Source organism: Alkaliphilus crotonatoxidans (assembly GCF_054658015.1).
The window spans coordinates 266,247-279,395 of the sequence record NZ_BAAHXS010000006.1 but is presented as its reverse complement, the minus strand read 5'-3'; the positions used below and the strand labels follow the sequence as shown (position 1 = coordinate 279,395).

General features: G+C 47.0%; 12 protein-coding genes. 1 reads left to right on the top strand and 11 read right to left on the bottom strand.

Features of this window, described 5'->3' with window-relative positions; genetic code table 11:
• Positions 1-5 precede the first annotated feature (5 nt).
• The 9 genes from ACYQ1I_RS13350 to ACYQ1I_RS13310 are packed head-to-tail and all read right to left on the bottom strand — an operon-like array spanning position 6 to position 8,550.
• Positions 6-833: an SDR family oxidoreductase gene (locus ACYQ1I_RS13350; RefSeq protein WP_459766121.1), complete on the bottom strand. Its 828-nt coding sequence runs from the start codon at positions 831-833 to the stop codon at positions 6-8.
• Positions 826-1,536 carry an acylneuraminate cytidylyltransferase family protein gene (locus tag ACYQ1I_RS13345; protein ID WP_459766119.1) on the bottom strand — a complete coding sequence of 237 codons (711 nt, stop codon included), beginning with the start codon at positions 1,534-1,536 and terminating at the stop codon, positions 826-828. The genes ACYQ1I_RS13350 and ACYQ1I_RS13345 overlap by 8 nt, the downstream gene beginning before the upstream one ends.
• The gene (locus ACYQ1I_RS13340) at positions 1,526-2,440 is read right to left on the bottom strand and encodes a Gfo/Idh/MocA family protein (RefSeq protein WP_459766117.1); all 915 of its coding nucleotides are present in this window, start codon (positions 2,438-2,440) and stop codon (positions 1,526-1,528) included. The genes ACYQ1I_RS13345 and ACYQ1I_RS13340 overlap by 11 nt, the downstream gene beginning before the upstream one ends.
• Complete coding sequence (locus ACYQ1I_RS13335; protein ID WP_459766115.1) at positions 2,437-3,486, bottom strand: nucleotidyltransferase family protein; 1,050 nt, start codon at positions 3,484-3,486, stop codon at positions 2,437-2,439. Before ACYQ1I_RS13335 ends, ACYQ1I_RS13340 begins: the two co-directional genes overlap by 4 nt.
• Before the next feature lie 17 nt (positions 3,487-3,503).
• Positions 3,504-4,130, bottom strand: a complete 627-nt coding sequence (locus tag ACYQ1I_RS13330) for a PglD-related sugar-binding protein (protein ID WP_459766113.1) — start codon at positions 4,128-4,130, stop codon at positions 3,504-3,506.
• Positions 4,127-5,200: an N-acetylneuraminate synthase gene (gene neuB / locus ACYQ1I_RS13325; RefSeq protein ID WP_459766111.1), complete on the bottom strand. Its 1,074-nt coding sequence runs from the start codon at positions 5,198-5,200 to the stop codon at positions 4,127-4,129. Before neuB ends, ACYQ1I_RS13330 begins: the two co-directional genes overlap by 4 nt.
• 20 nt (positions 5,201-5,220) lie before the next feature.
• The gene (neuC, locus tag ACYQ1I_RS13320) at positions 5,221-6,366 is read right to left on the bottom strand and encodes a UDP-N-acetylglucosamine 2-epimerase (protein WP_459766109.1); all 1,146 of its coding nucleotides are present in this window, start codon (positions 6,364-6,366) and stop codon (positions 5,221-5,223) included.
• Complete coding sequence (locus ACYQ1I_RS13315; RefSeq protein WP_459766108.1) at positions 6,359-7,543, bottom strand: LegC family aminotransferase; 1,185 nt, start codon at positions 7,541-7,543, stop codon at positions 6,359-6,361. Before ACYQ1I_RS13315 ends, neuC begins: the two co-directional genes overlap by 8 nt.
• On the bottom strand, positions 7,540-8,550 hold the full coding sequence (locus ACYQ1I_RS13310) for an NAD-dependent 4,6-dehydratase LegB (RefSeq protein ID WP_459766106.1): 1,011 nt from the start codon (positions 8,548-8,550) through the stop codon (positions 7,540-7,542). Before ACYQ1I_RS13310 ends, ACYQ1I_RS13315 begins: the two co-directional genes overlap by 4 nt.
• Positions 8,551-8,825: 275 nt before the next feature.
• On the opposite strand from ACYQ1I_RS13310, the gene ACYQ1I_RS13305 reads away from it, so the two are divergent.
• A complete protein-coding gene (locus ACYQ1I_RS13305; protein WP_459766104.1) occupies positions 8,826-11,936 on the top strand; it encodes a DUF4183 domain-containing protein in 3,111 nt (1,036 codons plus the stop codon).
• Positions 11,937-11,969: 33 nt separating this feature from the next.
• On the opposite strand, the gene ACYQ1I_RS13300 is transcribed toward ACYQ1I_RS13305, so the two are convergent.
• Both ACYQ1I_RS13300 and ACYQ1I_RS13295 read right to left on the bottom strand, forming a co-directional pair.
• Positions 11,970-12,224: a TIGR04076 family protein gene (locus tag ACYQ1I_RS13300; protein ID WP_459766102.1), complete on the bottom strand. Its 255-nt coding sequence runs from the start codon at positions 12,222-12,224 to the stop codon at positions 11,970-11,972.
• Positions 12,221-13,126: an ROK family protein gene (locus ACYQ1I_RS13295; protein ID WP_459766100.1), complete on the bottom strand. Its 906-nt coding sequence runs from the start codon at positions 13,124-13,126 to the stop codon at positions 12,221-12,223. Before ACYQ1I_RS13295 ends, ACYQ1I_RS13300 begins: the two co-directional genes overlap by 4 nt.
• Between the last annotated feature and the right edge of the window lie 23 nt (positions 13,127-13,149).

Below are 13,149 nucleotides of genomic sequence, written 5' to 3'. Positions count from 1 at the left end.
CTTTACTACCAGGCGCTTAGCCCTCCATCCACTATGATATTTTGACCCGTTACATAGCTTGAGGCATCTGAGGCCAAATAAATTAATGCTGCCACCATCTCCTGGGGCTGCCCCATTCTACCCAAAGGAACCCTGCTGCCATAATTTTTTATAAATAATTGATTTTGTCCGCTTTCATTCCCCCCTGGCGTCAAAGTATTGACCCTTATTTTTTCTGCTGCCCAATAGGTGGCCAAATATCGGCTCAGTCCAATCACCCCGGCCTTCGAGGCGGCATATACGGCCGGCGTATTGATCTTTTGATTTAAATAACTGGCTCCCTCATAGATTCTCTGATCAGGCCCCAATATTCCATAAATTGAAGCAGTCTGGACAATACTGCCCCCCTTTCCCTGTCTTACCATTTGGGCCCCTACGGCCTGGGCTGTTAAGAACATCCCCTCTAGGTTGACAGCCATAATCTGACGCCATTGATCCAGGGAATATTCTTCAAAGGGGGCAAAAAAAGCATTTAAATCGGCTGATTTACTGGCGGCATTATTATGTAATACATTAATCTCTCCAAAGGTATCCAGCACCTGCTCCACCATTCGGTCTACTGCTTTCTTAGAAGAGACATCACAGCCAATTCCCAGGGCTTGCCCTCCATAGGCTTCCCCCAGGTCTTTGGCAAAGGCCTCGGCATCCTGACTGCTTAAATCTACCACCACCACATTGGCACCAAACTCCGCCAAACCGGCACAAAAAACCCTGCCCAATATTCCCAAACCGCCGGTCACGATGGCAGTTTTATTATCTAATCTGAATAGATCCTGATAATGGGTACTACTCAATACTATATCCCCTCTCCCTCATTAAATATGCCACCAGTTTAAAATCTAGGGCACTGTCGATATCAATTGACCTTTCCGCCGGCATGATATAAAGCCTGGTATCATCAAAAAAGATTCCATTTCCCCTTAACAGAGCCTCCCGTTGCCAGGCGTAGATAGAAGCATTCAAATCATAACAGATGGGGCTTTCCTGACGGCAGGTCAAGGGCCTTAATAAAGGCTTCGACAGCTTTATCCTGCCTGCCTCATCCAGCTCCACCATGTTAAAATAGGGGGAGCGTCTGGAGGGGGTTCCGCTGATAACATTGGAGGCTCGGCTGTTTTCCAGTAGCTCAAGAACCCCAACAATATCCGATACCAGCCTCAGGGGGGCGGTGACATCTAAATCCACCACCACATCAAAGGTTTTTTCCGTCAGCTCCTCAGCCCGCTGTAGTGCATGCTGAATAACTGGAATTTTAGGGGCTTCATCGGTGGCCAGGGAGGCAGGCCTTTTAATGAAACAGCTGGCACCCCAATTCCTGGCCTGCTCTAAAATATCTTCACTGTCGCTGCTTATGGCTATTTCCTGAAATAAACCGGTGGCCCTGGCCTGTAGAATACTATAGGCCATCAAGGGCTTTCCCCCCAGCATCCGGGTATTTTTACCGGCAAGTCCCTTGGAGCCTGCCCGTACACAGATGGTACACAACCTATTTTCCAAAGACCCAGCCCCCTTCCTTTAGGGATTTTCTAGCAGCCTCAACCATTTTCAGTACAGTCAGCCCCTGCTGCCAGGTACACAGCTTGTCAAAGCTTCCCTCTAAAATGGCCCGATGCTCCATTTCGTAGGTATCGTCCCTTTGTAATTGGTATTGAATTACTTCATCATTGATTTGAAGCCTGTGGTTGACCAAATCTGCCCTGTAGGAGTTCCCCTCTGTTAAAAGGGTCGCCTCCCGTCTGGCCACAGGGTCCAGGTAGTTCATGTGAACCTGTACCATAGGGCATCCCTCCATGACCATCATCAAGCTCCAAAGATCATCACTGTTGATTTTTAATGAGCTATACTTTCCTCCCCGGGCCACCATAGCCTGCCAGGGCCCCAGCAGCCATTCCAGATAGTCCAGCTCATGGCTTAAATCCAGCAATACGCCGCCTCCCTTGGCAGTATCCGCAGAATAGCAGCTTCGATAGTCTTGATTGGGCCGCCAATGGGGCAGATATTGCCCCACATAAACCTGGCAATAAAGGGCTCTTTCATGCCGGAGCATATCCTTCAACCCCTGTATAATGGGATGAAATCGAAGGTTGTATCCCACATAAAGGCCCTTAAGGCCATGGGAAAAGGAAGGAAAATATTGATGAAACAGCGGCTTCTCCATCAATATGATTCCTTGAAAGCCAAGGCCAATTAATTCCTGAAGGGTTTCATAATGTCTGTGGGTTTCATTGGCTATGACAATATAGTGGGGCTTTTCCTTCATAAGTGCCTCTGAAAGGGTAAAATACCTAATCGGATACGCTACAGGCCTTTTACTGACGACAGCCACCCGATTGACCAGCCCCTGTAAAACACGTACATGTCTTTGGCCAATTGAACCATAGCCCACCACCAAACAATTCATTGGAACACCTCGCTAAAATCCCTTTCAGCCCGATGGAAATCCCCTAATTCACCGATATCCAGCCAATATTCCCTCAGGGGAAAAACAACAACCTTTTCCTGCTGAACCAGCAATTGCTCCAGAAGCTGGCTCATATCTAAGCAGGTATTCACAGGAATTCCCTTTATAATCCGGGGATGAAAAACATAAATACCAGCATTGATATAGGCAGTATACACCGGCTTTTCCTCAAAGCCAGTCAATTGTTCCTGATTCACCTTTACAACGCCATAGGGAACCTGTAAATCATAGCTTCTAACTGCCACCGTGGCAGCTGCCTGGTGGCTGCCATGAAATCTAAGTAATTCTTCAAAGCTCACCTTTGTTAAAATATCGCCGTTCATAACAATTACAGGCTCAGTGGTCTCATAATCAAACAAGCTCAAGGAGCCAGCTGTTCCCATTTTGAACTTTTCCTCCAAATAGTTAATTGTAACGCCCCATTGGCTACCATCACCAAAATATTCCTTAATCTGATCCTTTTTATAATTAATGGATAGGCAAAACCGGAAAAAGCCCTGCTCAATAAAGTGATCTAAAATAATCTCTAATAGGGGCTTTTCACCAATGGTCAGCATTGGCTTGGGGCACCCATCGGTCAAGGGCTTTAAACGGCTTCCCAGCCCCCCTGCCATGATAATAACCCATTGCTCCTTCTTAGTGGCCTCCAATAAATCCTCCAGCCTAACCAGGTCTACGATACACCCCGCTTCATTCAGCTTGGGTAGATGTCTGATTTGATAACGCCGCAGGATTTTCAGCATATTGTCTTCATTTTCATCTGCTGTCACAGTAATGGGGGCTGTGTTCATAATTTCCGAAACAGCCTGATTCAAGGAAATGCCCTTTAAAACCCCCCGCCGAATATCTCCGTCTGTCACTGTGCCCAACAATCGGTTATCCTCATCCACCACCAGGGCAATCTGAAGGGAATGTAAATCAATCAGCCTGATGGTCTCTTCAATTTTAGTATGGGGAGAAACCAAAACTCGCCTCCAATTATTCATAGGCCTCTTTCCTTTCCTCACTGCTTTGCGGGTATCCCCTTCACTATTGTATGATCGGCTACATCCTTCGTGACCAAAGCACCGGCCCCTACAATGGAAAACTTTCCGATGATTCGCTTGCTGTGAAGGGAGCTGCCCTGCAAAATACAAGCATTGGCCCCCACATAGGCCCCCATGGAAACCCTCACGTTGCCAGAAATATTGACGCCGGGACAAAGGGTTACAAAGTCCTTAATAACACAGTCGTGGGCAATGGTGCAATTCATATAATAGATGCCAAAGCTGCCTACTTCAATTCCGTTGGTCATCCTAACCCCTGGAAAGACAACATTTCCCACCTTTCTATTCAATGCCTCCAGCTGCCCATAGCCAAAGCTGGCCCCCGGGTGGATTAAATTAACATAGGGAAGCCGGGGATAGCGAGCCCATATTTGCTGGCGGATTTGGGGCGATCCGATTCCGATGATGAATTGGTATCCCCACCCCAGCAGATCATACAGGCTGGCTTCCGATACCTCAGGAAATTGATTGTATTCCCTTTTCACCCCTTGATCAATGAAAACAATCTGACTGTATCCCAGGTCCAGAGCGATATCTGCCGTTTCACGACCCAGGCCCCCACCGCCGAATATGGCCAGCCTCATGTTATTACCTCATTTTCGTCGTAGGCCCTTTGGGCGGTTTTGCCGATCAGCTCCCAATATTTCATGGGTGACATGCCTGTACCGGGTCTTTTTACGGCCAGGTTTTTAGCAGTAAAGGCTTCCCCTGTTTGTATGGGCCGTGCAGCCACCAGACTTTTACGAACAAGGCTGCAATTTTTCAGCTCTGTGGGCCCAGGCCCCTTGTGGGGCCTGCCCAGGGCCTGCTGAATCTGCCTGATCCCCTTCACCATTTCTGCAAACTCTCCTGGTTCTAATGAAGCCCTGTGGTCAGGCCCTGGCAGACTCCGATCCAGGGTTAAATGCTTTTCTATCACCTGGGCCCCCAGGGCCACTGCCGCCAGGGGCAGGGCAATACCCTGAGTGTGGTCTGAATAGCCCACCATCAAGCCAAAGCAGTTCATTAGCGTAGTAAGGGCCCTTAAATGAACCTCCTGAAAGGGAGCAGGATAGGCGGTGGTACAATGAAGCAGTGTAACCTTTTCCAGCAGCAGCCGCTGTCCCTCCTCTGAAAAATAAGCCTCTTTAAAGCCGACAAGGGAAGGCAGGGCATCGTTTTGCAGGTACCCGTAGGCCAACACCCCCAGGGCCTCCTCAATTTCCCCCAGGGTTGCCATACCAGTTGACAGAATCACCTTTTTATTTGATTGGGCTGCCTTTAATAATAATGGTCCATTGGTCAGCTCCCCTGAGGCAATTTTGATGATGGGTAACGACAGGGTATTGACCAGAAATACCAAACTATCTATATCAAAGGGGCTGGAAATAAGCTGTATTTTCCTTTGTATACAATATTCCTTTAACCGCAGATGGTCTTCAGGACTTAACTCCAGTTTTTTCAGCATTTCATACTGGTCTTTTTCCTGAACTTGAGCTTTTTGATACGCCGCCAAGGGGGTTTTTTCTGTAACCAATTGATCTGTACGGAAGGTTTGCAGCTTAACCGCATCAGCCCCCGCCTCCTGGGCAGCATCAATCAGCTCCCTTGCCAGCCTTAAGGAGCCGTTATGATTAACACCGATTTCTGCAATAACATAAACTTGCTTTTCCATCTTCGCCGCCCTGCCTTCCCTTAAAGCATAAAAAATTTCTTTTTCAAGGGTAACTTAAAATCCGTAGTTTTTTTAATAATCTTTAGTATCTCCTGGGCAGTACGGCCTCCCCCATAGGGGTTCACTGTAGCAGTACAGTCCATAGTCAGGGCCCTATTAATAGCCTTTTTAATTTCCCTGTGGTCAGGGGAACAGTTAATGACTGAGGCGGCCATCAGCCTGCCCCTTTGGCGATCACCAATATTCACCGTAGGCCTTTGGAAGGAGGGAACCTCATAAAGTCCACTGGAGGAATTTCCCACAACGGCATCCACCAGGCTGATCAAGCTGAAATAATATCGCTGTCCTAGGGAATCAAACAGCCTGGCATTAGGATGCTCATCTACAAAGGCTTCCAATTGCTGAATCATCCTTCTCCCCAGGGGGTCGGCATTGGGCTTGGTAAAAAACAGCCCAAATTCCGGCCCAAGCTGATGAAGGGCCAAAAGCAGCTCCTTTAGCTGCTGAAGGGATGATTTCTCTGACAGGGTAGCAGGATGAAAGGTAATTATAAGATTCTTATTAAGCAGGACTATATCCAGGGTCTTTTCTAATTCCGGCGCCTTCAGGAGTTTTAACTGCTTAATTCTGTCTATGGCGAGGCTCCCCACCAGATGAATATGCTGGGGGTCTTCCCCCAGTTGTCTGACAACCTGCCAGGAATGACCATTGGTAACAAAATGAAGGTGGGCCATTTTGGTGATGCTGTGGCGAATGGCTTCATCAAAGGCTCCCTCCGTAATGTCTCCCCCGGCAATATGGGCCATGGGCAGCCGGGCAATGAGGGCCGCCTGGGCTGCTGCTAATATCTCGTACCGGTCCCCCAATACAACCACCAGGTGGGGCTGTAAAAATTCAAAGGCTTCACCAAAGCCGATAACACCTAACCCAAGGGATTTCGTTACCCCCAGGGGCATATCGCTGGCCAGGAGCATATCCACCTTCCAATGGATGGTGAAGCCATCCCCTTCAATTTCCTGATAGGTTAATCCAAATTCCCTTGACAGATGGCTTCCTGTTACCACCACCTGAAGCTCAAGGTCTGGGTCTCCCTGTATTTCCTTCATTAGACTATACAGTAAACCATATTCGGCACGACTTCCGGTTACCACACATATTTTACGCATCAAATCCCACCCCCAGGGTTGAACTGCTGGGCAGGTTGATTATCCGCTGGGCTAAACTGGGAGCCACGGTTAAATTCATACTGGGACACCCTCTATACATGGGCAGTTGATTCAAGGGAGTCCAGGGGGGACGAGCCAAAATCCCTGCCCGATGAAGCTCCCCAAGAAGCTCCCCTTGTAGATGTTCAAGGGATTCATCCAGCAGCATGGCATTGAGCCAATAGTTGCTTTTAGAATGGGGCGGCTCCGAAAAAAAGCTAATCCCTTCAACCCCTTCCAGGGCTTGGTGGTACCGATAGGCCAGTCTTCTTTTACTGTTAAGAAATTCATTGATCTGCTCCATTTGTCCACAGCCCAGGGCTGCATTTATATTGGGCAGACGATAATTATAGGCCACCTCATCATGAAAAAATGCCCAGGAATGGGGTCGTTTGGCGGTGGTACTGAGATGCCTTGCCCTCTCTGCCACTTGCCTGTCTCCGGTCAAAAGGGCCCCTCCGCCGCCGGTGGTGACAATTTTATTGCCATTAAAGCTCAGGGCCGTAACCCTTCCCCAATGGCCCACATGCTTTTCCTGATAAAAGCTGCCCAGGGCCTCTGCGGCATCTTCAATCAATTCCAGTCCATAGGCGTGGCAGCAGGCTGATAGAGGGGCCAGGTCAACGGGATGCCCAAAGGTATGCATGACAATCAGCGCCTTGATGGGGCGTTGGGTGACCTTATTATAGCAAAGACCCCCTTTATAATAAGTTATTTTTTTCAAATATTCTTCAAGCCTATGGGGGTCTATTCCCAGGGTTACGGTTTCACTGTCAACAAAATGGGGGACAGCACCGCAATAGGCTACTGCATTGGCTGTGGCCACAAAGGTTAGGGCCGGAACCAATACCTCGTCTCCGGGGCTGATTCCCATTAGCTTAAGAGAAAGGTGCAGAGCAGCAGTACCATTAACCACCGCCACAGCATGGTCTATTCCAGTAAATTCCACCAGCTTCCTTTCAAATTGATCTACGTGTTTTCCCACTGAAGAAACCCAGCCTGTATCTATACATTTTTTTACATGGTTCCATTCTCCACTCCCCAAACAAGGCTCATGGAGGGGAACCGGTTTATCGGGTGATTTTAAGACCTCTCTTAATTTTTTGATCAAGCCTTCCATGTTCAACTGCGCTTTCATATTACATACCCTTCCCTCTGGTACAGCGTGAGATGCTTCGGCTCGCTAAACCATTTTACAGTTTCCTCAAGACCCTTCCTCAGGCCTGCCCCTCCTCCAAAGCGTGGGGTATAGGAAAATAAAGTCCTGGCCCTTTCAATATCAGCCCATAAACGTTCTACTTCACTCTTTTGGGGCCTTAGCCGGGTTATATCGGTCTTAACCTCGACCTTCCTTCCCATCATTTCAACTAGCAGCTGTACCGTTTCTTCAATGGAAATTTCGTACCCGCTGCCGATATTGACCACCTTTCCCAGGGCTTCATCACACTGGGCCACCCCTATAAAGCCTGCTACCGTATCGAAAATATAGTTAAAATCTCGGGTAGGTGACAAGGCTCCCAGGGAAATTTCTCTAGCCCCTTGAAGTATTTGACAAATGATGGTGGGGATGACAGCCCTGGCAGATTGCCTGGGCCCATAGGTATTAAAGGGACGAATGATGGCCACAGGAGTAGAAAAGGAACGATAAAAGGAGAGGGCCAGCTGGTCTGCGCCAATTTTAGTGGCGGCATAGGGAGACTGCCCCTGCAGGGGATGCTCCTCTGAAATGGGTACAAATTGGGCCGTACCGTAGACCTCACTGGTGGAGGTATGGATAATCCTTTCCAGTTCTAATTCCCTAGCTGCCTGTAATACATGAAGGGTTCCGGTCACATTGGTGTCAACATAGCTCTGGGGCGAAAGATAAGAATAGGGAATTGAGATGAGGGCCGCCAAATGAAAGACCACCTGACAGCCCTTCATTGCGGCCTTTGTTAAGTAGGGGTCCCGAATGTCGCCTGGAAAAAACTCAATGCTTTTTTGTATATCCTCCGGAGAATGATCCAGCCATCCCCTGGTGTTAAAGGAATTATATTGAACAAAGGCCCGTACCCGGCAGCCTCTCTTGACCAAGGCCTCTGTCAAATGGGAACCTATAAATCCATCGGCACCGGTCACCAGTATCTTTTTTCCCTCTAGCTTCATTTTATCCCCCCTGATTAATCTAGTACCTTGCGTCATCATAAATGAAAGATCAAATTTTCCAGCGTAAGACGGCAGGATTTGACCAGGGATCATCCGTTGATTTAGCTGACCCAGAGTACTAGGATTTATACTATCAATTTTATTTTTTATTTATCTAAATAGAACATGAAAAAGTCTTTAATGAAAGGGTTCTTTTTCTGTATCATCAACATATTCTAAAATGAATATATAATGACAAACCATTGTGTTTTTCATCTATAATTGGAGTGATAGATATGGAGCGTGCAGGACCCATCAATCGGCTTCTTTGCAAAAACGATAAAGTTGTCCATAATTTCTTAAAGGCAGGCCTACAAAAATCATTAAATGGAATGGGGGCAGGCAGCCATTCTAATTGGATCAATCGCCTTGCTGATCAAGGAATCATCAAGGTCATAACCTACCAGTACAACGCCCAGGCCCAGGCCAACAAATGGATTTATACCAATGATGATGAGATTCTAGCCTATGGTAATCAGGGAATATTAGACCCAGGGGAGGTTTCCTATTATAACCTTTATATTAATGGTGTTTTGCAGCCCCCCGTGAACTATGAAATAGAAAAGGGAAGACTTATTTTAAAAACCCAGGATCTTCCCCTGGTGGGTTCACCCATTATTATTTCCTTCGTTACCCTTCTAGGTAATGGAAGTACCCCCTTAAATAGGGCCCAGGCCACAGGCCATACACCAAAAGGCAGCATTACCTGGGGCCCGGTGGAGGATATTAAAATTGATTATGGGGCTTCTAAACAATACTTAACAGTAGAAAACGAGGTTTTATCTGGCCCTGATATAATTTATAGTGGTCAACAGGCCCTTTGGCATTATCAAATTAAAATTACCAATAATGGGCCCCTACCCATCAACAATATTACTGTAACAGACAGCATTTTACTGGATGAGTTGACCCAGCTTGAGGTATCCCCCCAGTCCGCCGGTGAGGTTGATATGAATGGCCCCTCTTTGACCTGGAAAATAGATGCTTTAGCTCCTGAAGCTTCAATGACCCTTACCATGACTATTTCAGGAGTCTTCAGGGCCAGTGGGCTGCGATTTCTTAATCGTGTCATAGCCATGGGGAATGATTCAACAGGCCATCTACGTTCCCAGGCAGTTTCGGGAAGGGCCATTGAGGTATTAAAGGGACTGCATTTAAGCCAGTCCATCACCGATGGCCCCCTGGTAATTGGCAGAGGGGGGTCGGCCCATTGGCGGATAGAAATGATGTTATATAATGAAAGCAACCAAGAGGTGACTGAAGCAATCGTCAGGAATTGTCTTTTAGCTTCCAGGGTTGAACAGATAAAAATCATTAGTGCTTCTCAGGGAAGAGCCAGCCTGATCGACAAAGCCATCGAGTGGAGGGCAGGCCCTTTAAAAGCCAGAGAAGCAGTATTTTTAGTGTTTGATATTGTAGCTTCCTTTGAAGGGGAAGGGGCTGAAAGGTTAAGCATCGCCGAAGCAGTGGGAAAAATCGATTCTATCGAAATTAACGGAGGGCCTTCGTCAGACATTAATATTAAGGTTTTACCTAAAAGGGATAGCTGTCCACCTCCCTTAAATCTTGAAAAACGAATTATTGTAGAGCCCTTAACGGCCTTTCGGGGGGAAGTAAAGAGCTGGCGGTTTTCCATCAAAATCACCAATCTTACGGAATCTACTATTGAAAATGTAATCGTCACCGACTATATTCTGCTGGATGAGATAAAGAAAATTATACCCCTTTCCAATATACCGGGAAAATATACCCTTTTAGAGGATCAAATAATTTGGCAGCTTGACTTTTTGTCTCCAGGCAAATCGATGGTTGCTGTTTTTGAGGTGACAGGAGCCTTTCAGTGGACTGGACTGCGTTCCCTAAGCAGGGCCCTTGGGGTTGGCCGTCGACTGAAGGGGGAGGTCTGTTGGCTGTCAAACGTTGCATCGGGCCCTAATATTAGGGTGCTGGATTTCATCAAGGATCAAAAACCAGCTTGTGTCAGCTTGAAAAAGGTATTTAGTCAATGTAAGCAGAGAAATTGCTTTGAGGATGTTTCGATAGACCTGGGGAATCATGAATTTGAAAGAATTCAATTTCAACCGGGTCACATTGTTAAAGGGAGTCTCACAATCTGTTCCCTGGCCCACCGACCTGATTTTAAACGAATTACCTTTCATTTGAGAATTCCCTTTTCAGTCTTCACCCGGGATGGCACCATTATATCTGGTAATTTACCCGATTTATTGAAGAACGTGGTGGTCTTTATTCCTCAGACCAGAGATGAGCTTACCCTTGATATTATGGTGGAAACCAACACAGTTTCCTTGGGTAAACCCTCAGTGCAAACAGGACAGCTCAGGCTTTCGGCAGGTATTTCATCGGTGATTAAGGTAATTGGCCTTATGGATATGCTTATCCCCAGCTTTGATTTGAATTATATACCCGGCCCCTGTGAAGATTATATTGAATATAAGCCCTGCAGGAAGCTAAATTATTGTCGGCCGGCTCTAGGGCAGCACTGTGATACCCAGTTGGGTAATTTAATCATTGAAAAGTACATTCTTGACGGCCCCCTAAGGATTCAGCCCCAGGGTCTTTATACCTGGAATATTCAGATTAAGGTTACCAACAACGGCTTTGGCCCTGTCAGCAATATACAGTTGACCGACAGCCTTCTGATAGATCAAATAAGCCAGATTCAAATATCCAGTACCAGCCAGGGCAAGGCCACGCACCGGGGGCGCCAGATTATTTGGCAGATCGGCACCCTATCTGCTGGCGAAATGGTAGTCTTAACAGCAACAATATGGGGTACCTTTACAAATCCATATGAAGTGCTGAATTTTCAGTATAATACCGTATCTAAAGGCTTGAAAAGGGTTTTTACAGATGAAGACGAGATCAAGGTCTATGGCAGTACCGGCATTCCCGACCCAGAGCAGGTTTCCTTCTTTAATTTGTTTATAAACGGTGTCCTTCAGCCCCATTCAAATTATGCGGTACAAGAAGGGCAATTAACCCTGACAACAGAGGATATTCCCCCTGAAGGAGCCCCGATTATTCTGGAATCCCTCGTTATTAAAGACTGTTCCGGAGGCCTGATTAAGGCGACCGACCTCTTATATAGCAGTCTGGCCAGCGGAAGGACCTATACGGCCCAGGATGGAATTCCTCTGTATGGAGAAGCAGTAATCCCTACCCCGACCCAAACTTCGTACCAGCAGCTTTTTATCAATGGTGTCCTACAGCCCCCTGTCAACTATCTGATTGAACAGAATGTATTAACCCTGACCACCGTTGATCTTCCCCTGAAAGACAGCCCCATCACATTACAATCAATCATATTAATCATAAAGGAGAGCTGACTAATCCTTCAGCTCTCCTTTAGCGACCATTACTTATTTTTCATCTTGATAAACTTCTCCTTGAATTATCACTCGACCTTGATCCGGGCACCTCATTTGAAATATCTTGGCTTTAGTATCACCGTAATCTAAGCTGCCGTTATTTAATAAAACATAGATGCTTGGGTAGATACTCTGCCATAATTCATGACATATTGGGGGACAAATATCCTCAACAAGATAGCTATCCCCTGCCTGATGATAATTTCCCCGACACTTGCTTTCTAAAACTGTTAATTTGACCTTCATATCAGCTTCTTCTTCACCAGGTGCATAGCCCCCACCATACCAGGCTCTGTTAATTGAGCTAAGGCAACCTGAATTTTTCCCCGCATAATGGGATAAATATACTGCTCAAATCTTACCTTCATTTGGTCTGGAAAATCGGGAACTGCCTTTGCTACACCGCCCCCCAGCACAAATATATGGGGTTCAATTACATGGGCGATGGCCGCCATTCCCTTGGCAAGGGAATCTAAGCCACTTTCGACAATTTCCCTGGCAATTGGGTGGTTTTCCTGGGCCAATAAAAATATTTCGTGGGCCTGCTCCAGGGCCAGTCCCCTTTCCCTGGCCTGCTTCAGCATACAGGTTCCGCTGACCATCCCCTCAAGGGAGCCGGAATTTAAATAGCTATGCTTCACCGGCTGGTCTGAGACAATAATGTTCCCTATTTCCCCTGCGTTTCCATAGGCACCGGATATAATCTCACCATTGATACACAAGCCGCCCCCCACCCCGGTACTGACAGTAATATAAAATACAATGGGTAGTCCCTTCCCTGCCCCCTCCATGCTTTCGGCCAGGGCCGCCACATTACAGTCATTTTCAATATAGCAGGGTATGCCGAAGGATTGGGTTATAATCTGGGCAAGGGGAATTTCATCCCATCCTGGCAGGTTTACCGGGCCCAGCACCACCCCTTCATGGGGATTTAAGGGCCCTGGCATACCGATTCCGATTCCGCCAATGGAGTAACGGGCCATCAGGTTATTTATTTGGGTCTTAAGATTATTAATAATATAATCCGGCCCCTTGTCTGCCTCCGTTGACAGCTTTTCCTGAAATAAAAGCCTGTTCTCCTGGTCAAACAGGCCAATACGAATATTGGTACCTCCAAAATCCACCCCAATTAAATGTTTTTCTTTCATATTTTTCCCCCTTTTTTGGACTG

Bases quoted from the DNA above. Each gene is read 5' to 3' on its own strand.
- ACYQ1I_RS13335 (WP_459766115.1), bottom strand. From the start codon at position 3,486: ATGAATAATTGGAGGCGAGTTTTGGTTTCTCCCCATACTAAAATTGAA.
- ACYQ1I_RS13295 (WP_459766100.1), bottom strand. From the start codon at position 13,126: ATGAAAGAAAAACATTTAATTGGGGTGGATTTTGGAGGTACCAATATT.
- ACYQ1I_RS13305 (WP_459766104.1), top strand. From the start codon at position 8,826: ATGGAGCGTGCAGGACCCATCAATCGGCTTCTTTGCAAAAACGATAAA.
- ACYQ1I_RS13310 (WP_459766106.1), bottom strand. From the start codon at position 8,550: ATGAAGCTAGAGGGAAAAAAGATACTGGTGACCGGTGCCGATGGATTT.
- ACYQ1I_RS13300 (WP_459766102.1), bottom strand. From the start codon at position 12,224: ATGAAGGTCAAATTAACAGTTTTAGAAAGCAAGTGTCGGGGAAATTAT.
- ACYQ1I_RS13330 (WP_459766113.1), bottom strand. From the start codon at position 4,130: ATGAGGCTGGCCATATTCGGCGGTGGGGGCCTGGGTCGTGAAACGGCA.
- ACYQ1I_RS13340 (WP_459766117.1), bottom strand. From the start codon at position 2,440: ATGAATTGTTTGGTGGTGGGCTATGGTTCAATTGGCCAAAGACATGTA.
- neuB (WP_459766111.1), bottom strand. From the start codon at position 5,200: ATGGAAAAGCAAGTTTATGTTATTGCAGAAATCGGTGTTAATCATAAC.
- neuC (WP_459766109.1), bottom strand. From the start codon at position 6,366: ATGCGTAAAATATGTGTGGTAACCGGAAGTCGTGCCGAATATGGTTTA.
- ACYQ1I_RS13315 (WP_459766108.1), bottom strand. From the start codon at position 7,543: ATGAAAGCGCAGTTGAACATGGAAGGCTTGATCAAAAAATTAAGAGAG.